Origin of the sequence: Bacillus sp. 165 (assembly GCF_017742235.1) — a bacterium.
In the GTDB taxonomy this organism is placed as follows: Bacteria; Bacillota; Bacilli; order Bacillales; family Bacillaceae_G; genus JAGHKQ01.
Map to the genome: position 1 here is coordinate 1 of NZ_JAGHKQ010000020.1, position 22,445 is coordinate 22,445.

The window sequence follows — 22,445 nt, forward strand, 5'->3', positions numbered from 1 at the left end:
CGGGTATAAGTTCTTGCGAGGGAATCTGATTGGATTGCCTTCGCAAGCAAACATGAGCAATTTATAGAGATTTTGAGAATAGGTGTGATTTTAGCAAGCAAGTGTCCAAATTTAGGGGGTTAACCCGAACTCTCTTGAAGAAAAGGAGGATAGCAAATGAAACTATTGATTATTGAAGATGATAAAAACCTTTCAGAAACAATCCGTGAGACAACTGAAGACTTGTTCGAAACAGAGCAGGCCTTCGACGGTGAAGAAGGCCTTTTTTTAGCCGAGCAAAATATATTTGATGTCATCATATTAGACATTATGATGCCTGGAATGAATGGCTATGAGGTTTTAAAAGAATTGCGGAAAATCAATATTGAAACTCCTGTCATTATGCTGACAGCCAAAGATGGGATTGATGATAAAATTCAGGGATTCAAGGTCGGAGCTGATGATTATATGGTGAAGCCTTTCCATCGTGAGGAACTGCTTTTGCGACTGGAAGCATTGGTAAGAAGAGCAGGGGGTAATCTTAAAGAAAACATACTTTCCTTCAAAGAATTGAAGCTTAATTTAAAAAATAAGACCGCTGAGGTACATGGTGAATCCGTAAAGTTAAATGGCAAGCAGTTTGACCTGCTTGAGTATTTGATAAACAATAAAAATACCATCTTAACGAAAGAGCAGATTTTTGACCGAATCTGGGGATTTGAGTCCGATACTTCGACGACTGTCGTGGAAGTTTATGCAAGTAACTTACGAAAAAGCCTAAAGAAGTATGGCTATGACAACTATATCAAGACATTCCGGGGTCTAGGCTATATGCTGTCGGAAGAAAGTGAAAGCTAATGTTTAAAAGAAAGATTTTTCGGCATCAGCAGCTGAAGTTCATGATTCTTAATCTCCTAGCGTTTACCTTCATTTTTACGATTTTTGGCGTTATTATTTTCAATCAAGTCCAAAGTACATTATTTTCGAAAACAGATACGGAACTGTTGTCGTTTAGAGAGAATATGGCTGACCACCCAGAGGGGGATATAAAGTCGCCACTGCCACAGAAACCTTCAGGTCCCCTAAACGAACGACAGAACAATCCAAATCCCCGTATAATGATAGTCCATTGGAATAAAGACGGCCAAATCTTGAATAAAGATGAAATTGGGACAGTGTTCTATGAAAACTATCTGCAGGATTACAAACTCGATAAAACAAACATTGACAAAATTACGATGACGGTAATCGATGGTTTGTATAATTTCAGATATATTCTTTATAAAGATACAAATGAAAATGATAATATTGCCTATAAGCAACTCCTTATTAACGTCGACGCAGAACAGACGATCCTTAATAATTTTGGCAAACTCATTATCATTTGTTCTGCGATTTTCATCGTTCTATCGATTTCCGCAAGTTATATTTTGTCCAAAAAAATGATGCAGCCAATTATCCAATCATGGAATAAGCAAACAGAATTCGTTGAAAATGCTTCACACGAACTGAGGACTCCATTGACCATCATTCAGAACAAACTAGAGCTTCTTCTTACAGCACCGCAGGAGAAAATAGCGAGTAAATTTGAAAATATTGCACTCAGCTTGGCAGAAACACGACGGCTGTCTAAGCTTACATCCGATTTGCTCACATTGGCTAGAGCAGATTCTGCGGAAACACAGGTGGTAAAGCAGCCCTTCCAAGTCGATTCCTTTATCCAAAATATCTGCATTCCTTATCAGGAAATTGCAGAATCTCAAGATAAGTACTTTTGTCTAAATTTAAATTGTGATATTCAAATGGAGGCAGATGAAGTTCGAATTCATCAACTTCTGGTTATTTTGCTGGATAATGCCCTCAAGTACACAGGTGAACACGACAGCATTGGTGTAAAGACATATTTAGAGGATCAAAAAGTTGTTCTAGAGGTAAGTGATACGGGAATAGGTATTAAAGAAGAAAATAGGAAGCAAATTTTTGACCGGTTTTACCGTGAAGATAAAGCGCGTACACGTGAATCGGGCGGAGTTGGTTTGGGATTATCTATTGCCCAGTGGATTGTTGAACAGCATAACGGCACAATAAAAGCCCTTCCAAACCAACCTAAAGGAACCATCTTTAAAGTTAAGCTGCCAAAGTAGGAGATCACTCAAAGTGATCTTCTTTTTTATGTAGATCAGAAGAGGAACTGCACCAATCTTAAAATACCTATTCTTTTGTAAAGTTTATTTTTCGTAATGTCAATCATAGAACAATACACAGAGGAGACTAATGGATATGAAAGCAATGAACTTGAATGATGGGAGCTTTATCAATAATAGTTCTTCCATCGAAGGAGTAAAATCAGTGATTGTGTTAAGCTATGATGGTAATTTTACAGCTTAATCAATTTAATCCCCGCTAGTCATAATATACAATCTTAAAAGGACTGAATCAAAAAGCATTTACGTGCTTTCTGATTCAGTCCCTTATTTATGATTGAGTTCGATTTACTTATGATACGGTTCTCTATCACCCATTTAAAGCAACATTTGCTTGATTTCTATGGCGCTGCCTCACGTTTCAAACTAAATTAAATACTTCAAATATAAATAACTGAAGATTACGATAGAAAATTAAGATAAATCAATAAATTATATTACACTTGACAAAACAATAAATACTATATGATAATTAATTTCTAATTAGAATTATTATAATTTAGTTTGTGTTAATTAAATATAGGATATTTCCTAAAAAACTCTATTAAACATAATCAAACTATTTAGGAGGAAATTTATCATGTCATTAATTGGAAAAGAAGTAAAACCTTTTACAGCAAAAGCTTTTCATAACGGAGATTTCATTACTGTTAGCGAAGAAAATTTTAAAGGCAAATGGAGTGTAGTATGTTTTTATCCAGCAGATTTTACATTTGTATGCCCTACTGAATTAGAAGATCTACAAAATCAATATGCAGCTCTGAAAGAACTTGGTGTAGAAGTGTACTCTGTTTCCACAGATACACACTTTACTCATAAAGCATGGCATGATAGCTCAGAAACGATTGGCAAGATTGAGTATATTATGATTGGTGATCCTTCACAAAAAGTTTCTCGTAACTTTAACGTATTAAATGAAGAAGAAGGACTTGCTGATCGCGGCACTTTCATCATCGATCCAGACGGTTTCATTCAAGCTGTTGAAATTAATGCAGACGGTATTGGTCGTGATGCAAGCACTCTTGTAAACAAAATTAAAGCGGCACAGTATGTTCGCAACAATCCAGGAGAAGTTTGCCCAGCTAAGTGGCAAGAAGGTGCTGCAACACTTAAACCTAGCCTTGATCTTGTAGGAAAAATTTAAGGAGTACATTCCATGTTATTAGATACGGATATAAAAGCACAATTAGCCCAATATCTTCAGCTTATGGAAGGGGATGTTCTACTCAAAGTAAGCGTAGGATCTGATCAGATATCTCGTGATTTACTGGTGTTGGTAGACGAACTAGCCACCATGTCATCCAATATTAAGCTAGAGAAAACACAATTACAGCGAACACCAAGCTTTAGTGTGAATCGTATCAGCGAAGACACTGGATTAACATTTGCTGGTATTCCTCTAGGACACGAATTTACTTCATTAGTATTGGCTTTACTACAAGTTAGTGGGAGAGCCCCAAAGGTGGATCAAAAGATAATTGATCAAATTAAACGAATAGAGGGTAGCTACCACTTTGAATCTTACATTAGTCTTAGCTGCCATAACTGTCCTGATGTTGTACAGGCCCTGAACTTAATGAGCGTTCTCAACCCAGGCATTACGCATACAATGATTGACGGTGCAGCTTTCAAAGAGGAAGTAGAAAATAAAGGCATCATGGCAGTACCAACTGTTTTTCTAAATGGAGAATCCTTTGGTAGTGGTCGCATGACACTTGAAGAAATCCTTGCCAAAATGGGGAATGGACCGGATGTATCAGAGCTTGCAGATAAGGACCCTTACGATGTACTTGTGGTTGGCGGCGGACCAGCTGGAGCAAGTGCAGCAATCTATGCAGCACGAAAAGGAATTCGTACAGGCATTATAGCTGAACGCTTTGGCGGTCAAGTTATGGATACCATAGGCATCGAGAACTTTATAAGTATGAAATATACTGAAGGTCCAAAGCTTGTAGCAAGCCTTGAAGAACATGTTAAAGAAAATGGCATTGATGTAATGAATTTACAGCGCGCCAAGCGTTTAGAAAAGAAGGATCTTGTTGAAATTGAACTCGAAAATGGAGCGATTCTAAAGAGTAAAACCGTAATCCTTTCAACAGGTGCTCGTTGGCGTAATATTGGTGTCCCAGGTGAAGCAGAATTTAAGAATAAAGGTGTAGCATATTGCCCTCATTGTGATGGCCCATTATTTACAGGAAAACATGTAGCAGTAATTGGAGGCGGTAATTCTGGTATTGAGGCTGCTATTGATCTAGCAGGTATCGTAAAGCATGTAACAGTGCTTGAGTTTATGTCAGAGCTAAAAGCTGATGCTGTACTACAAAGTCGCCTGTATAGCCTGCCAAATGTAACAGTCTTGAAGAACGTTCAAACAAAAGAAATTACTGGTACTGATAAAGTAAATGGCATTTCTTATATTGACCGTGACACAGAACTAACGCATCACATTGAACTCGAAGGTGTATTTGTTCAAATTGGTCTTGTACCAAATACCGATTGGTTAGATGGCACACTTGAACGTACTCGTTTTGGCGAGATCATTGTAGATAAACATGGTGCTACAAGCATACCTGGGGTGTTTGCTGCAGGAGATTGTACAGATAGTGCATATAAACAAATTATTATATCTATGGGATCAGGTGCTACAGCAGCATTAGGTGCATTCGATTATCTCATCCGAAATTAATATAAAAATAAGACCTGTACGATTGAGCACTACAATTTAAGTGTAGATTTGAGCCACTATTTTGGACAACATTTAGTTAAGTTCAAAACAAACTAGTTTTTTAAAATATACTAGAACCCTAGGCTAGCCTAGGGTTCTCTTTTCAATAATAAGTAATTAATATTAAAATCTCGGTCTCATCTTAAGGGTATACTCTCGTTTTATTTATTCATGTCAATGACTATTCGCCCGTTGATCTTACCTTCCAACATTTGATCATATATCTCATTGATTTCTTCTAATTTTCGAGTTTCAATGATGCATTTCACTTTTCCTTCTGATGCAAATTGCAAGGTTTCTTGTAAGTCTTTTCGAGTGCCAACAATGGACCCGACTACCTTTGTTCCATTTAACACTGTATCAAAAATCGGAACGTCCATTGATTCTGGAGGTAGTCCAACCATGACGCAAGTGCCGCCCCGGCGTATAGCACGATAAGCTTGGTCAAATGCCTTTTTTGCTACCGCTGTACAAACAACGCCGTGTACACCACCAATTTCTCTATGAATCCATTCTGCCGCATCTTCTTGTAACGCATTTACTACTTTGTCAGCTCCAAGTTGTTTTGCAAGTTCCATCTTTTCATCAGACGTGTCAATGGCCACTACATTCATACCCATTGCTTTCGCGTACTGCACACCAAGATGGCCTAATCCTCCAACACCAAAAATAGCTACCCATTCACCTGGTTTTACGCACGATACTTTTAATGCTTTATACGTAGTCACACCTGCACAAAATAGAGGGGCTGCCTCGATAAAGTCTAGATTTTCTGGAATTTTCACCACATAATCAGCAGCCGCAATTGCATATTCTGCATAACTACCATCCACAGAATAGCCTGCATTTTCTTGGTCCAAACAAAGAGTTTCTCGTCCTGTAAGACAATATTCGCAGTGCCCGCAAGCCGAGTATAGCCACGGAATTCCTACTCGGTCTCCTGCTTGTAAATGTGTAACTCCCTCGCCTACTTCTTCTACAATCCCAACACCTTCATGTCCAGGTATAAGAGGGAGTTTGGGTTTAACTGGCCAATCACCATGAGCAGCATGCAAGTCTGTATGACAAACTCCACAAGCTTGTATATGTACTAATATTTCTTTTGGACCTGGCTTTGGCTTCGGGATATCTTGCACTTCTAGCTTTTCTTTAAATTGTTTCACTATAGCTGCTTTCATTTTCAAACTCCTTTATTCTTTGATAATAAAATGCTACTCCTGATTAGGTAGTATAAACATAGACAGACTTTAATATGTAATATGTTCGAGCCTGTTTTATTTTCTATTACCTTCAGATTTTGTTTGGAAATTCAAATTGAAAAAGCAATTGGTCTAAGTAAAACATCAGAAATCAACATACGCACTAATTCTTCGTTTTAGAATTGTACCCGTTTTGTTAATGAAGCTATTATTGCCATACCAAATTGATAGCAGCATAAATGAAAACAGTGCCACCATATTCTGGACTGGCACTGTTTTATTTCTCTAGAAAAATTCCATTTATTTATGATAAGGTTCACCTCATCTATTATACTGGCAGTTTCTATTCTCCCCTGATTCTTCATATGGATTTTTTTTAATGTAGCTAAAGAACTAAAGGTCATAAAAAATTATTTTGGGGACGTTATAAATTTGTATTCATTTTATAAAGAGAATCATATGAATAAAAAGTACCATAAAATCCTGAAAAATTTATGCAGGATTGAATAGCTGGCCAGCTTTCAATATAAGAATTTTCATAATATAAAAACTGAAAATTCAAACAATAAATAGAGAGGGGATAGAGGTTTATGGAGGAAATTAAATTAGAAATGGTAGTAGATTCATTGAGTGATGAGGAATTGGCAGAAATTGCAGGTGGCGCCAGACCAGGTCCTGGATGGATCAAAACTGTAACATTAGACTGTCCTGCAGCTACTTTTTGGTGCTGTGGTTAATTTCTTACGTTTCTAAAATAGGGGCTTTTAGTTAAAAAATAGGCAGGGGTATACACCTGCCTATTTTTAATGAAAACCAAGAAAAGAGTGAATGACAAAATGAAATTGAAAACTGCGGTTTTTGAAATAGACAAATGGAGAGAATCTTTGTATTTAACAGAACGTGCATATTGTCAAACAGAAAACGAAAAAGATGCCATTAAGCAAGTTCAAAATTGGTGCAAAAGGACTGGGCTTTCGGATGAATTACTTGAATTTAGATTAAAAGAAGACGGGCTTCATAAATCGGCATTTATGGGGATTCTTTCGCAAGTTGGGGTTCCAAAAGATGATGCTATATTAAATTGGTTGGATTTATTGTATGAAATCTTTTTTTCAACGAATGGAACGCTTACACATTTGGACATTTCTGAGAAGGTACATAATGATGCACCATTTTTCCAATTTGTTGTTCCCTTTTTAGTTTGGGGAAAACAGCGTTTATTACGACAATTTGAGGAATGGGAATTGCAGTATTGTGATCTTCCTTTTAAAAAAGAATCCATCATTGCTTCCCTCTTAAGACATATGTATCAAAATTTGTTAAGTCTATCTGGCCGTATGCTTATAGTTGAACTTCATATGGCCCGAAATGAAAATAATCTTAAGGGTGATTCACCTGAAAGTAGATTTAAATATTTTGTAAAAACACGAATTACGGATAAAAAAGATATATTGAAATTTCTTGAAAAATATCCAACACTCGCAAGGTTGCTGGCAGAATGTACGAATGGAGTTTTCACAGTCATAAAAGAAGCAATGGAACGGTTTCTAAACGATTATAAAGAAATCCAGAAGATTTTTTTGAAAGATTTTACTCAATTAGTTGATATCGAATTAAAGGGCGATCAACATAATGGTGGAAAAAGTGTTATGATGTTTTGCTTTGCTTCTGGAGTTCGACTGTTATATAAGCCCCGCTCATTATCAGTTGATTCCCACTTTCAAATGCTGCTTCGCTGGTTAAATGAGAAAGGTGCAAATCCCACTTTTCAAGAATTGACGATTTTAGACCGACAAACCTATGGCTGGGAAGAATTTGTAGAAGTAAAAGAGTGTCTGAATGAAAAACAGGTACAGCGCTATTACCAGAGATTCGGAGGATATTTGGCTGTACTTTATCTATTGAATGCAACAGATCTTCACTTTGAAAATATAATTGCTTCCGGAGAATTCCCTTATATTGTTGATTTGGAAGCAGTCTTCCATAATAAATTTCCGATAAAACAAGATAAGAAAACAGCACTGCATAAAGCATCTGATGAATTAATGAGTTCTGTCCTTGGAACAGGAATGTTACCTGTTTCATTGTTTAAATCTAGAGGATTCCAAAGATTAGAGATAAGCGGTATTGGCGGGTATGCTGGTCAAAGATTACCAAAACCTGTCTACGGCTTTGAAGACATACGTACAGATCGAATGAGAATGGTAAAAAAGCCAGGATTTTTAAAAGGAAGGCAAAACAGACCCCTTCTAAAGGGTGAACCTGTATTAGCAGAAGAGTATATTGATCAAGTGACACAAGGTTTTTCCCATATCTATCACTTGCTAATGAAGAATCGAAAGTCGCTTTTATTGGAAAATGGTCCTATTTATGCTTTTGCTAATGACAATGTTCGAGCTATATTTCGTGATACGCAAGCCTATGGTACTATGCTGCAAGCAAGTCTGCATCCTAACTATTTGGCGAAAGGTTTGCAGCGAGTTCAGCTATTTGATTTTATGTGGAGGATTGTTGAACATCTACCAGCCATGGTACGTCTTGTTTCATCTGAGACATCTGATTTGCTTCAAGGAGATATTCCCATTTTCTATACAAGAGTTAATTCTCGTGATGTATGGGACAGCAAAGGAAAGGTGATTAGAAACTTTTACAATCGTTCCAGTTTAGATTATACAATCCAATGTTTGAACGGACTAAGTATAGAAGATTGCTCAAAACAAATAAAGTATATCCGCAATTCAATGATCATGATGGTTAATAAAGGGAAGTTGAAGAAAACCTCTCCTTTACTTAGTGAAGCCCAACGTCCAGTTTGCCATGAAGATTTTTTGGCTGCAGCCATCGAAATAGGAAATAAATTAGAACAAAGCGCAATTTGGGGTGAAGATGGCCAAGATGTTTGTTGGATTGGTCTAGGAGCAGATGAAAATGAAAAATGGATTTTTTCACCATTAGATATTAGTCTGTACGATGGCATTCTAGGGATGGCGTTGTTTTATGCATATTTGCATAAAGTAAGCGGTATTGAAAAATACAAATATATTGCAAAAGCTTCATTGAAAACTGCCTATCAATTTATCGATCATATGGACACTATCGAATCACTCTCTGCATTCCATGGTTTTGCATCTATTGCATATGTTTTCAGTCATCTTTCAATCTTGTGGGAAGATGATCAGTTGATGGCGGTTGCGCTTGCCCAGTTAGAAATAATAGAACCCCTTATTGAAAAAGATCGTCTATATGATGTGGTGGCTGGTTCTGCAGGAACTTTAATAGTCGCTTTACGATTGCATGATATTACTGGGTCCACGAAGGCGTTAAAAATTGCGAAAAAGTGTGGAGACCACTTACTTAGGAGTGCTAAGAAGACAGAGAAAGGAATAGGGTGGTCGTTTGAAATAGACGGTTTTTATCCAATTGCTGGATTGGCCCATGGTGCAGCAGGAATTTCATGGGCATTGATGGAGCTATATGGCAAAACAAAAGATGAACGTTATCTGCAAGCTGGACAGCAGGCTTTAGAGTTTGAGCGAACCTTATTTGATACCGAGGATGGAAATTGGAGAGATATTCGTGCCGAAGACAACCGTGGGGATTTTGGTTTAACTGTCAAATGGTGTCATGGAGCGGCTGGAATTGCTTTAGGGCGACTGATGTCCTATAGGAATGTGAAAGATGACTGCATCCTTCATGATATTTTGACGGGAATCAACACTACCATGAAAGAAGGCTTTGGGGGAAGCCATTGTCTTTGTCACGGGGACTTTGGAAACGCAGATGTACTTTTAACTGCAGGAATGGAACTAGAAAATCAGGAATGGATAGAGAAAGCGCTTAAATATGGTACTAGTGCACTTTTGGAATCAAAAGCAAGGGGATGGTCTTGCGGAATTCCACAAGAAGATGAAACCCCAAGCCTTATGATTGGAATGGCTGGAATAGGATACGGACTTTTGCGTTTAGCCCATCCTGAAATCGTTCCCTCTATACTTACATTAGGTTCCCCAATTAACAAAAAGAGAGAACCTGATTGATGAAACCAACATGGGGGTTTTTTCAAAAACGTTTTCGGGTACCATTTATTGAACAGATGGAGCAATCGGAATGTGGTTTATGTTGTTTGGCCATGGTCTTTTCTTATTATAAAAATGAAATTCCTTTATCGGATCTACGAGATCGAGGAGGTGGAGGGAGAGACGGAACCAACCTGCTAATACTAAAAAATATTGCGCAATCATTGGGTATGGAAACGAAAGGTATTAAACTTAGTTCTGATCAGTTGGGGAGTATTCCTGTTCCAGCTATTTTACACTGGAAGAATGACCATTTTGTTGTCTTAGAAAAAAAGAATAAAAGCAAAATATATATCGTAGATCCAGATGTTGGTAGAATGGTAGTTAGTGAAGAAGACTTACAGCAAGATTTCTCTGGAACCGCTTTACTTCTTAATCCAGGGTCTTCCTTTACAAGATGTAAAGGGAATAGCATCTGGCTCCAATATATTCATTTTTTATTTAGCGAAGCAGGGTTAGTGACTTCCATCTTAATTTGGTCCATTTTTGTTCAATTAATAGCACTGGTTACACCTGTAGTGACTCAGTACCTCATTGATCATGTCATTCTTCCTAAAAATACTTCGATTATGAATGGTTTACTACTAGGAATGGTCGGCTTACTAATTGTTCACTTACTGGTTACCTTACTTCGGGCTCGTTTCCTTGTTACCTTACAAAATCGGTTGGATTGGAGCTTAATGAGTCGTTTTTTTGACAGGCTTTTAAGGCTTCCTTACTATTTCTTTCAACTACGAACTAGCGGAGATCTTATCTTGCGTGCCAATAGTAATATGATTGTAAGGGAGATTCTTTCGACACGAACCGTTTCAATAATACTAGATAGTAGTTTACTCTTCATTTTTTTATTTTATATGATAAGTAAATCTCCTTTATTAACTTGTTATGTTGTTTTAATTGGCATCATTCAAATCTTGATACTTTTGTTTAGTAGTTCTCGAATTAAACGCTTGTCACAGGAAGAGCTTTTGCGTCAAACGACTGCCTCGAGCTATTTGGCAGAAGTGCTGCATGGGATTCTGGCTGTGAAGGCGGAAGGGGCAGAACGGCTTACGTTTAATCGATGGTCCCAACTATTTCAAGAACAAATTAATGCTGCAAGAAAGCGGGGGTATACAGAAGCCTATGTGGACACTGCCATGCAAACATTACGATTTCTCGCGCCGTTACTCTTGCTTTGGCTTGGAACGAACCAGGTACTCTCGGGGAAAATGACACTTGGTGAGATGTTCTCCTTTAATACTTTAGCAATAAGTTTTTTAGTTCCTTTAACTTCCATTGTATCAACAGTAAATCAAATGATTGTTATGGGTACTTATTTTAGGCGCATTTTAGATATTCTTGATGCGCCACTTGAACAAGATGATCAACTTGTAACCGAATCAATTAAATTACAGGGTGATATCGAACTGCATAATATCAGTTTCAAATATAGTCCATATAGTCAAAATGTGATCCGTAATCTATCTTTGCATATTTATCCAGGTGAAATTGTGGCTATTGTAGGACCATCAGGGTCTGGTAAAAGCACATTAGCATCTCTTTTATTAGGACTTTATCTGCCAACTGATGGAACGATTTTTTTTGACGGTCAAGATATTCATACATTAGAAAAGGCAACCTTAAGGCAGCAGATAGGGGTTGTAATGCAAAATTCAGTGGTGTTTCACCGCACTGTTTATCAAAATATTGCTTTACACAAGACAAATTTATCTACTGAACAGATAATAGAAGCAGCTCAACTTGCTGAGATCCACAATGACATTATGAAGATGCAAATGAAATATGAAACAAAGCTTTCGGAATCGGGTTCAAATATATCAGGGGGCCAAAGACAACGAATTGCTTTGGCCAGGGCACTTGTCCATAAGCCTGCTATTCTATTGCTCGATGAGGCTACCAGTGCATTGGACCAGATTACAGAGAGGCGTATTTATGATAATATACAAAAATTACCATGCACACAAATAATAATTGCTCATCGATTAAGCACGATTATTAATGCTGATCGCATTATTGTTATGGACCAAGGATGTATTGTTGAACAAGGAACACACGGTGAACTGCTAAGTAGAAATGGATATTATTCTTATTTTTACCAAACGAAACTTCGCGAGGAACAGCAGAACTAAGAGGTGTTTTCATCAATAAACTGTTATTGATTTTCAATCAACAATTGCCTAAAAGGCATCTGTTCATTTAGCGATTAAAAAGAAGCTTTTACTGATATAAGAATGTGATTGATTCAAATGGAGAAAACATTGATTATGTGAGCCTGCTCTTAGACATTATTGCAACAAATAGAGAAAAATGTATTCATAATTATAGACAGGAACCCTTACTATTTGGGTTCCTGTTTTTATAGCAATATGGTGAAATTTATCAAGCGTAATGGCTCATTGAATGTTTATAAAAAAGTAACCTGATGATATCCAACATAACCTCAATGCAGGCCCCCTCAATACATGAGAAAACCTCATTTACTTATGATACGGTTCTCCCCGATTAATCCTAAACGCACGATAAATTTGCTCTACTAAAATCAATCGCATCAACTGATGAGGAAAGGTCATTTTTGAAAACGAGAGGGTGTCATTTGCACGTTTCATAACATCCTTGCTAAGTCCAAGAGATCCTCCTATAACAAATGCAACTTTGCTTTTCCCATATGTAGCTAGACGATCCATATCTTTCGCTAATTCCTCTGAAGATTTTGCTTTTCCCTCTATAGCAAGCGCAATCACATGAGCATCATCAGCTATTTTTTCTAAAATTCTGCTTCCTTCCTTATGTTTGACGATCTCCATATCTGTTTCGCTTAAATTTTCTGGCGCTTTTTCATCAGACAATTCAATAATTTCTACTTTTGCGTATGAGGATAACCGTTTTAAATATTCGTCAATTCCTTGTTTTAAGTATTTTTCTTTTAATTTCCCAATTGAAATAATTGAGATATTCACATGTATCCCCACCTTACAAACACGTTATCCACAAAAGTTATCAACATATCCACAATCACTGTCCACATGTTGTATAGGAATTTGTGTTCGATACAACATATATCGCCGTATTTTGACAAAATTGACATGTTGTTGATGAGTCATTGTTATTATCCACATTGTGGATAAATGGTGCCTCCTCAAATTCATCTACAATCATATCTAATGCTAAATCAACATGTTCACCACAGCATTTAATGTCCATTTTTGTCCCTCACTTTATTATATAGTCTTTTTCTTAGTGTGCTCGTCTTGCTTTTTTTTACATATGCTTATAAATATTTTTCTTAGTAACATAAAAGAAAGCAGAAGGGAGGCCCCTCCTGCCAGTTGTTAATACTTTTCAGCTCCGAGCTTTACAGTTGCCTTTTCCTTTTTTGTCCCACGGTAAAATACAATGTTCATTGTATCATTAATTTTTTTGTTATACAAAGCAGTACGAAACTCGATAATGTTTCGAACAGGCTTGCCGTCTACTTCTACAAGCACATCATACTCTCTAAGACCTGCTTGTGCAGCTGGAGATGGGCTGCGTACATCTAATATACATACTCCATCTGTAACACTGCTCGGCAGTTGTAAAGTTTCATCCCAATAGTATGATGGTATTTCATTCAATGATCGTAATTCTACCCCAAAGTACGGACGTTTCACACTACCTGTTTCCTCAAGCTCTTGAATGACAGGCATTGCTCTGTTAATAGGAATCGCCAATCCGATTCCTTCTACCCCTTCAGCCGAAATTTTCATGGAATTAATTCCAACCAATTGACCACCTACATTTACAAGGGCACCTCCGCTATTACCTGGGTTAATAGCTGCATCCGTTTGAAGTACTTCTACTTGCCAATCATAGTGACCATCGTTATCTAGATCGACAGGAAGAACGCGTTCATTTGCAGAAATAATTCCTTGTGTCACTGTACCTGAGAACTCTAGTCCTAAAGGATTACCAATAGCAATAACTGGTTCTCCTCGTTTCACTTCACCTGAATTCCCGATTTCAATTACTTTTTGGGCATGCTTTTCATCTATTTGTAAAACAGCTAAATCAGTGACAATGTCACTTCCTAAAATAGAAGCGTGTACTTTTTTTCCGTCACTCAAGCTTACTTCTATTCGCTTCGCTCCCTCAATAACGTGATGATTAGTAACAATGAATGCTTTTCCATTCTCCTTTTTATAAATAACTCCAGAGCCCGTTCCAGCCTCTGCATCAGTTTCAGAAAAACTGTCCGTTTGTATATTGATAACTCCGACAACTGCTTCAGAAGCTTTATCTACAGCATCAATAAAGCCTGATTTAACATTTATATTCACGAGTTTTTCTTGTAAAGATGATGCCTGATACTTCCTGGCTTCACTTGCTTGTATTGGCGAGTTTTCCTCAATCAAGCCTATTTTAGAGAAAGTTGGAATAGCAAAGGCAAAAAGTGTTGCTCCAATTACAGCCCCGGCAAATCCTGACATTAAAATATTTTTGGGAATATGCCGTTTCTTTTCAACGTTTTTCTCTTGTTCGTCCTGTTCATCGTAGAACTCCATGCAAGGTCACCTGTCCTTCCGAAAACATCCATAAGTATGTATCATTCTCTTGTAGTGTTCACTAAAAAGAGAGATTATACATACGAAATTTTTGTCGGTATTTTCGGATCCGTATCATGAATATAAAGCTGCTGTCCAACGGCAATCTCTTTGCTTTCAAGTACTTGTGTCACTGACATTTTCGCAAGCTCTTTCATGTTATTATCGAGACTAAGGTGTGCTAAGTAAATATGTTTCGTATTATCAGTAATGACATCTGCCATTGCCAATGCTGCATCTTCATTTGAAACATGCCCAACATCGCTTAAAATTCTACGTTTTATACTCCATGGATAACGACCCATTCGAAGCATTTCTACATCATGATTACTCTCAAAAATAAAAACATCTGACCCCTTAATGATGCCTTTCATACGATCACTTACATATCCTGTATCTGTAATTAAGGTTAGCTTTTTCCCATTATGATGAAAGGCATAAAACATAGGTTCTGCTGCATCATGAGAAACACCAAATGACTCTACCTCAAGATCTCCGAATGCTTTGGTTGTCCCGGTAGGGAAAATAAACTTTTGGTCTGTAGATACTTGTCCAATCAGCGGTTCCATAGCTGCCCACGTTTTTTCATTTGCGTAGATTGGCAGATTGTACTTTCGAGCAATTATTCCGACTCCTTTTATATGGTCACTGTGTTCGTGTGTTACTAGAATACCTGCAAGATCTTTTATATTTATCTCTACTTGCTTAAAAAGGGCTTCAGTGTTTTTTCCACTCAGCCCTGCATCTACTAACAGCTTTTGGTTCTCTGTACCTACATAAACCGCATTTCCTGTACTTCCGCTTGCAAGTACACTAAAATGCAAACTCATTTGACTTCACTCCATTGTATATTTTGCTCTTTTATAATTTGTCCTTCTACTGCATTTACAAAATAATCTTCTTTATCATTTACTTCAAAATGCCATGTAGGTGCCATCACCTGTACACCGGAAGACAAAGGAACCACTGTGTAATAGCCAAGCTCCACTTTCGTTACCTTGCTTCCTGGTTTCAATTCATTTTTTAAATACAGTGTTTCTAATGCTTTAATAGCTGTAATAATCTCTTGTTTTTCATTATCCCCGCCCATTTTCTCTATATCTCTAAGTACGGTTTGTTTGTAGGAAACAATTTCATCTTTTTCATTTAATTTTAAAATCAATGGGCTCACAAATATATTTTTTCCATTATATTGCTGAAAAAAATATACTGTTCTTGTTCTTTCATCTGTTTTCCAATACTTGTATTTAACTCCTTCAAATACGTATGTACGCAGAAATTCTTCAAAAAAAGCACCCTTATTATGACCCTGAAGCTGAACAGCATTCTTTAATTTACTTTGAAGTGTAGTAAAATTAATAATCAACGCACTCTGATTTTTTAGTGCTGCCAATTCACTGTTATTGAATTCTTTATTTTTCCCCGTGATATATACCTCTTTTTTAGGCTCTTTTGGTAAATTCACATACTTAATGTCATCAGCTGCTAACTGATCTTCTACGCTGGTCTCTATCATTAAATCCAGCTCATTTCGGTTTTGTTTCTGTATAACTTGAAAGGCAAGGAAGATATCAAAAATGAAGAAAGTAATGATAAATATATTTTTTATTTTACTCCAATCCAATGATATCTCCTCCTGTCTTCTTGATTTCATCAAATTGAATCTTTTTATAGCCATTTTTATATGAAATAACCCAAATAGGCTCTAATTTTACAGCAATTAATCGATCTCCGCTGAGTGTAGGCTCTCTTTGCAGTTCATACCCTAATTGTATATTTTGTATTGCTTGCTTTTGCGGATCCTTTTTTAATACCTGAATAAGCTCTGTTCCTGAAGGTAATTCTACTTGATCCCCTTCTTTTTTCAATAAAAGTTTAAAAAGCGGCCGACGATAACTGATTATTTCATCTGCTCCCCAAACCTGCCGCAATGTTGCCATACCACTGTTGTTAAAAACAGGTAAATCATCTACAAATAACCGATACAATACTCCTCCTTTGTCAGAATCCATCTTATAAAAATGATAAGAATCTGTCCAACCTCCATGGCTATTTACAAAATCCATGCTGCGCTGAAAAAGGGTATCCCCCTCTAAATAATCTTGTTTTGTAATAGATGAGTTAATATACTCTAACATCTGTGTATGTTTTTCAACACTTAACAATCTCGTTCCATCAGTATACTCTTCTCCCATATCGGTTATATTCTTTTTAACATATTTAGGGTTAGTAAAGAGAGCATTCTTAAATACTTCTGCTTGTAATTCACTTGTGACATAGAGCATTCTTTGTAACACTTTCTTTTCTTTCGGCAGGAAAACAGCTCTATTTTTATCTATTTCATACATAAAGCAAGCATAGGAAGAATCACTCTTCTTAAACTGGTTTATTGCTGTCTGTACTTCTTTCAAAGTAACTCCTTGTAAAGTCATCTCATACACTTTACGATCTTCATATGATACAAAATAAGTATTGATATTATCATCTTGGCTTTTTTCGATGTCTAAGATAATACGATCAAAGTTATAGGATTCTAGATGTTTTTCTTTTATTGTTAAAGCTCTCTTAACGGTCTCTAATGGTATTTCGTCCGGAAAAATAATTTCAAAGCTACCCTTTCCATGCACAAAGGAGAGGAACTGATGTTTCGGAGCATTATCATATGATAAATCCCGAAATTCATGAAACTCTCCCTTTTCTATTAACTTATACATACTATTCATGCTGGAAAACTGTTCATTCACAAGGTGTGTACCATTTTGATGGAAGATGGCTTGCGAAGGCAGAAGAAGGTCGTTAACTTCTTTTTTATTAGTAATAGCAACATCTTGAATATATTTTGTATTTTGGGCATCCTCATTGTGAGGCTGATATGTCCATAACGTATATGTTAAAACCAAGCTTACTAACACTAGATTTGTTAATAAAATGACCTTAAATGTCTCTATATTCATTCCCATTCATCCTCTTGTTCACTTTCCATCGGGAGTGTAAAGTAAATTGTTGTACCTTTTCCTTCCTCACTCTTCGCCCAAATAAATCCTCCGTGTGCTTGTATCATTTCTTTAGCAATAGCGAGACCTAAGCCGGTTCCACCCATTTGTCTAGATCTTGCTTTATCAACGCGATAAAAACGATCAAATATTTTATTTACGTTTTCTTTTGGTATGCCCATCCCCTGGTCACTGATGCTTATTTCAAGCATTTCATCTCCGCGCTCACGAATACGGTAGGTGATGGTCCCACCTTCCGGAGAATACTTCAATGCATTTGAAATAATATTATACAGTACCTGTGTGATCTTATCCTCGTCAATCTTAACGAAGCGCTCCTTCTTTGAAAATGCCCGTTTAAAGTTCACATTTTGATGCTTGGACATCTCCAAACGATCTATCACATGGTTGAAAAACTCAGTAAAATCTACCCAATCTTTCATGAGATGGTATTCTGTACTATCCATTTTAGAGAGCTGCAATAAATCATTAACGAGACGAATCATACGCTCAGTTTCTTCTTGTGTCACAGTCAAAAAGCTTGGAGCAATATTTGGATCCTGCCATGCACCTTCACTTAAGGCCTCTAAGTAACTCCGCATAGTTGTTAACGGCGTACGAAGTTCATGTGAAACATTTGCTACAAATTCTCTTCGTTCTCTATCAATTTTTTCTTGCTCTGTTACATCATAGAGTACCGCAATCAGACCATTGACTTTCCCAGTTTCTTTTTGAATTACGGAGAAATTAGCTCGTAAAATATATGGCTGTTCACGGGTACTAAAATCTAGAAGAACAGAATCAGGCTCTTCAAACAAATATCCGAGTGTATAATCTTCTTGAATTCCTAATATGTCTAGGATCGATTGATCGAGCGCTGTTTCACGTGAAACATTTAGCATCTCTTCTGCTGGATCATTTAATAAGATGATTCGTCCCTTTCTATCTGTTGCGATTACTCCATCTGTCATATGAGATAATACAGACGTTAATTTTCGTCTTTCACTTTCTGTAGAAGCACGTGCTTGCTGTAATTTCTTTGCTAAATTATTAAATGCAACCGATAGCTGCCCGATTTCATCAGGACCATAAACCTTTACTTTTCTTGAATAGTTCCCCTTAGCCATTTCCAATGCTTGCTTTCGCATATCAGAAATAGGACGAGTAATAGTTTGTGCTAATAAAGCCCCGAGCACTGCAGTTACAACTAAGGCAATTACTGTACCTGTAGCAAAGATTTGATTAATTTGCTTCATTTGATTATATACATCTTCCATAGAAGCAATAGTATAGATAACCCCTTCAGTTTTTCCATCCTTACTCTCAATAGGAGTAGCCGTTACAAGCATACGGTATCCCGTGTCTTTTTGTACCTGTTCTTTAGAAGAAGGACCTAGCACAAGAGCCTGCTTTACAAGAGCTTCCGTCGTTTTTTTTCCTACAATTGTTTGATTATAGGGGTCAGACGTGGCAAGTACACGGCTATTGGGATCTATAACACGCGCTTCTTTCACCACATCATTTCGGTCGGAAGTGAACTTTTGTAACAGATCCCTAATATTATCTTCTAGGTTTTCATCCTTTTCTCGCTTTGCAAATTCTTGCTTTAGGTTATATGCTAATAGATTCGTACGCTGCTCTAAAGAATCTGTAAAGTTGTTGACCAGTTTTTTCTCTAACTCCTGCACAAAGTACACACCAATAATTTGCATCGCAAGTAAAATAAGTAGCATATATATTAAAACAAACTTTAAATGAATAGATTGAAAAAAACTGACTTTTTTCATAGGTTACTCTTGCTCCGGATCACGCAGATAATAACCGACCCCTCGTCTTGTAACAATTAAAGTAGGATGACTTGGATTATCTTCAATTTTCTCTCGCAAACGACGTACGGTCACATCTACAGTTCGCACATCTCCAAAGTAATCATACCCCCATACTGTTTGCAATAAATGTTCCCGTGTCATAACTTGTCCCAAATGCTTTGCTAAATAATGAAGAAGCTCAAATTCACGATGTGTTAATTCAATATTTTCTTCACGTTTAGTTACACTGTAAGCATTAGAATTAATTGTAATAGGGCCTACAATAATTTCAGATGTTTCTTCTTTTTCATTAGCTCCTGCTTGCTGATGTCGGCGCAGGTTAGCTTTAACACGAGCAAGAAGCTCACGAGTACTGAATGGTTTTGTTACATAATCATCTGCTCCCAGCTCCAGGCCTAATACCTTATCGATTTCCGAATCTTTAGCTGTCAGCATAATAATAGGAATTTCAAGACTCTTTCTTACTTCACGGCATACTTCCAATCCATCTTTTCCTGGAAGCATAATATCTAAAAGAATCATATCCGGCTGTTCTTGTTCTACTTTTTCAAGAGCTTCTTCGCCATCATGAGCAACAACAATATCAAACCCTTCTTTTTCCAAATTGAATTTTAAAATATCTGCAATTGGTTTTTCATCGTCTACAACTAGTATCTTCTTTTTCATACCTACTGCTCCTCTCAAAATATCCTGTTGGTATTATTATAAATAGAAACTGCGATATCTCATTTTAAATATCGTTTACATAAATATTACAGCCTTTTAAACAGAAGCCTCTAGCGGGAAGAGCTAGAGGCTTCTTACGTTCTATTTTAAATTAAAAGGAAGTGGTTTGTAAAATTCAATACAAAGACAAAAGGATATTAAGGGGCCCCTTAATATCCTTGGAAGTGGCTCGGGACGGAATCGAACCGCCGACACGAGGATTTTCAGTCCTCTGCTCTACCGACTGAGCTACCGAGCCAAATATATGTAAAACCACATATGTGGTGTAAACAAAAAAATGGCGGTCCCGACCGGGGTCGAACCGGCGATCTCCTGCGTGACAGGCAGGCATGTTAACCACTACACCACGGGACCATAAATATCTTTTAATTTCAATAACATAAAGTGACCCGTACGGGATTCGAACCCGTGTTACCGCCGTGAAAGGGCGGTGTCTTAACCGCTTGACCAACGGGCCAGTAGATAATGGTGAGCCATGAAGGACTCGAACCTTCGACCCTCTGATTAAAAGTCAGATGCTCTACCGACTGAGCTAATGGCTCATAATAAATATTATGATATCACTTCAACATTTAGCATATTACCTCGTGACGACAAGATTTATAATATCATACTTTTATATTTTATTGCAACACATTTTTTATTTTTTACATAAGAAAAGAACCCATTTCTATGGGCTCTCTCGATTCTTACTTTACTATACTGCTTTTTATAAAAATGTGCAATTTATTTTTAGACACCGTAAACGTTACGGATGATATTTGTTTGATTGCGATCTGGTCCGACAGAGAACATGGATAAAGGAATTCCTGTTAATTGAGATACACGCTCTACATAATGTCTTGCATTTTCAGGAAGTTCATCAAGAGTTTTCATACCTGTAATATCTTCAGTCCAGCCAGGAAGCTCTTCATATACAGGTTCACATTGAGATAGAATGCGCAGACTAGCTGGGAATTCTTGGACAACTTCTCCTTTATACTTATAAGCCACACAAATTTTCAATGTAGGAATACCCGTTAATACATCAATAGAATTTAAAGATAAATCTGTAAGGCCGCTCACACGTCGTGCATGTCTTACTACTACGCTATCAAACCATCCAACACGGCGAGGTCTACCTGTTGTTGTACCGTATTCTCGTCCCACTTCACGAATTTGATGACCGATTTCATCATGAAGCTCTGTAGGGAATGGACCATCACCCACGCGGCTTGTATAAGCTTTACATACGCCTACTACACGGTTAATTTTCGAAGGACCGACGCCGTTTCCAATTGTAACTCCACCCGCAATTGGATTAGAAGATGTAACAAATGGATATGTACCTTGATCAATATCCAACATAACACCCTGTGCACCTTCAAATAGCACACGTCTTCCTTCATCTAGTGCATCATTTAACACTACCGAAGTATCACATACATACTTTTTAATTTGTTGTCCATATTCAAAATACTCTTCAAAAATTTCTTCGATATCGAAGCCTTTTGAATCGTACATTTTATCAAATAAACGATTTTTTTCTGCTAGATTACGCTCCAACTTTTCACGAAATTCTTCACGATCTAATAAATCTGCAATACGGATACCGATACGAGCCGCTTTATCCATATAAGCAGGGCCGATTCCTTTTTTTGTAGTTCCAATCTTATTTGCGCCTTTTCTTTCTTCTTCCAGTTCATCTTGTTTTAAATGATATGGTAAGATTACATGCGCACGATTACTAACACGAAGGTTATCTGTGCTTACTTCATTCTCATGTAAGTAAGCTAATTCTTGTACTAGTGCTTTTGGATCTACAACCATTCCGTTTCCAATTACACAGATTTTTTCTTTGTAAAAAATCCCGGATGGGATTAAATGAAGTTTATATTTCTTTCCATTAAATACAATAGTATGCCCAGCATTATTTCCACCTTGATATCTTGCAACTACTTCAGCGTGTTCAGAAAGAAAATCTGTAATCTTTCCTTTCCCTTCATCTCCCCACTGAGTTCCTACTACTACTACAGAAGACATTATATGGCACCTCCATCATTATCTACAACGAATTCAAACAATATAAGTGTATCAAACTGAAGTAAAAAGTCAATTAAAAAACGAACATTTACTGAATATAGAGTTCTTT

General features: G+C 37.0%; 17 protein-coding genes and 4 tRNA genes. 7 read left to right on the top strand and 14 right to left on the bottom strand.

Annotated elements, in window-relative coordinates; all coding sequences use genetic code 11:
- Positions 1-156: 156 nt before the first annotated feature.
- The 4 genes from J7Q84_RS16840 to ahpF all read left to right on the top strand — a co-directional run bounded on the left by J7Q84_RS16840 (position 157) and on the right by ahpF (position 4,869).
- Entirely contained in the window at positions 157-837 is a 681-nt protein-coding gene (locus tag J7Q84_RS16840; RefSeq protein ID WP_209096244.1) for a response regulator transcription factor, read from the top strand.
- Between the two features lie 41 nt (positions 838-878).
- Positions 879-2,123, top strand: a complete 1,245-nt coding sequence (locus J7Q84_RS16845) for a sensor histidine kinase (protein ID WP_348519871.1) — start codon at positions 879-881, stop codon at positions 2,121-2,123.
- A gap of 640 nt (positions 2,124-2,763) precedes the next feature.
- Positions 2,764-3,327, top strand: coding sequence for an alkyl hydroperoxide reductase subunit C (gene ahpC / locus J7Q84_RS16850; RefSeq protein ID WP_209096248.1), 564 nt, complete (start codon positions 2,764-2,766; stop codon positions 3,325-3,327).
- Between the two features lie 12 nt (positions 3,328-3,339).
- Positions 3,340-4,869, top strand: a complete 1,530-nt coding sequence (gene ahpF, locus J7Q84_RS16855) for an alkyl hydroperoxide reductase subunit F (RefSeq protein ID WP_209096250.1) — start codon at positions 3,340-3,342, stop codon at positions 4,867-4,869.
- Positions 4,870-5,069: 200 nt separating this feature from the next.
- Here the strand turns inward: ahpF and adhP are convergent, their stop codons facing one another.
- Positions 5,070-6,086 (bottom strand): alcohol dehydrogenase AdhP, encoded by a 1,017-nt coding sequence (gene adhP / locus J7Q84_RS16860; protein ID WP_209096252.1) that lies wholly within the window; start codon positions 6,084-6,086, stop codon positions 5,070-5,072.
- Positions 6,087-6,697: 611 nt separating this feature from the next.
- Between adhP and J7Q84_RS16865 the strand changes: the two genes are divergently transcribed.
- From J7Q84_RS16865 to J7Q84_RS16875, 3 genes are all read left to right on the top strand, one after another.
- The gene (locus tag J7Q84_RS16865) at positions 6,698-6,844 is read left to right on the top strand and encodes a type A2 lanthipeptide (RefSeq protein WP_209096254.1); all 147 of its coding nucleotides are present in this window, start codon (positions 6,698-6,700) and stop codon (positions 6,842-6,844) included.
- A 99-nt stretch (positions 6,845-6,943) separates the two neighbouring features.
- Positions 6,944-10,144, top strand: coding sequence for a type 2 lanthipeptide synthetase LanM family protein (locus tag J7Q84_RS16870; RefSeq protein WP_209096255.1), 3,201 nt, complete (start codon positions 6,944-6,946; stop codon positions 10,142-10,144).
- Entirely contained in the window at positions 10,144-12,315 is a 2,172-nt protein-coding gene (locus J7Q84_RS16875; RefSeq protein WP_209096256.1) for a peptidase domain-containing ABC transporter, read from the top strand. Before J7Q84_RS16870 ends, J7Q84_RS16875 begins: the two co-directional genes overlap by 1 nt.
- Before the next feature lie 348 nt (positions 12,316-12,663).
- Here the strand turns inward: J7Q84_RS16875 and rlmH are convergent, their stop codons facing one another.
- From rlmH to J7Q84_RS16940, 13 genes are all read right to left on the bottom strand, one after another.
- Complete coding sequence (rlmH, locus tag J7Q84_RS16880; protein WP_209096257.1) at positions 12,664-13,143, bottom strand: 23S rRNA (pseudouridine(1915)-N(3))-methyltransferase RlmH; 480 nt, start codon at positions 13,141-13,143, stop codon at positions 12,664-12,666.
- Positions 13,144-13,198: 55 nt separating this feature from the next.
- A complete protein-coding gene (locus J7Q84_RS16885) occupies positions 13,199-13,387 on the bottom strand; it encodes a CxxH/CxxC protein (protein ID WP_209096258.1) in 189 nt (62 codons plus the stop codon).
- A gap of 128 nt (positions 13,388-13,515) precedes the next feature.
- Entirely contained in the window at positions 13,516-14,727 is a 1,212-nt protein-coding gene (locus J7Q84_RS16890) for a S1C family serine protease (RefSeq protein WP_209096259.1), read from the bottom strand.
- Positions 14,728-14,801: 74 nt separating this feature from the next.
- On the bottom strand, positions 14,802-15,596 hold the full coding sequence (locus J7Q84_RS16895; RefSeq protein ID WP_209096260.1) for an MBL fold metallo-hydrolase: 795 nt from the start codon (positions 15,594-15,596) through the stop codon (positions 14,802-14,804).
- Positions 15,593-16,390, bottom strand: coding sequence for a two-component system regulatory protein YycI (locus tag J7Q84_RS16900; protein WP_209096262.1), 798 nt, complete (start codon positions 16,388-16,390; stop codon positions 15,593-15,595). The genes J7Q84_RS16895 and J7Q84_RS16900 overlap by 4 nt, the downstream gene beginning before the upstream one ends.
- Positions 16,377-17,720, bottom strand: coding sequence for a YycH family regulatory protein (locus J7Q84_RS16905; protein WP_209096264.1), 1,344 nt, complete (start codon positions 17,718-17,720; stop codon positions 16,377-16,379). Before J7Q84_RS16905 ends, J7Q84_RS16900 begins: the two co-directional genes overlap by 14 nt.
- Positions 17,717-19,546: a cell wall metabolism sensor histidine kinase WalK gene (gene walK / locus J7Q84_RS16910; protein ID WP_209096266.1), complete on the bottom strand. Its 1,830-nt coding sequence runs from the start codon at positions 19,544-19,546 to the stop codon at positions 17,717-17,719. Before walK ends, J7Q84_RS16905 begins: the two co-directional genes overlap by 4 nt.
- A gap of 3 nt (positions 19,547-19,549) precedes the next feature.
- Positions 19,550-20,254, bottom strand: coding sequence for a response regulator YycF (gene yycF, locus J7Q84_RS16915; protein ID WP_209096268.1), 705 nt, complete (start codon positions 20,252-20,254; stop codon positions 19,550-19,552).
- A 225-nt stretch (positions 20,255-20,479) separates the two neighbouring features.
- A tRNA-Phe gene (locus J7Q84_RS16920) sits at positions 20,480-20,552 on the bottom strand.
- A gap of 40 nt (positions 20,553-20,592) precedes the next feature.
- Positions 20,593-20,668: transfer RNA gene (locus J7Q84_RS16925), tRNA-Asp, on the bottom strand.
- A gap of 31 nt (positions 20,669-20,699) precedes the next feature.
- Positions 20,700-20,771: transfer RNA gene (locus J7Q84_RS16930), tRNA-Glu, on the bottom strand.
- A gap of 9 nt (positions 20,772-20,780) precedes the next feature.
- Positions 20,781-20,856 (bottom strand) — tRNA-Lys (locus J7Q84_RS16935).
- 190 nt (positions 20,857-21,046) lie between these two features.
- Complete coding sequence (locus tag J7Q84_RS16940; protein WP_209096270.1) at positions 21,047-22,336, bottom strand: adenylosuccinate synthase; 1,290 nt, start codon at positions 22,334-22,336, stop codon at positions 21,047-21,049.
- Between the last annotated feature and the right edge of the window lie 109 nt (positions 22,337-22,445).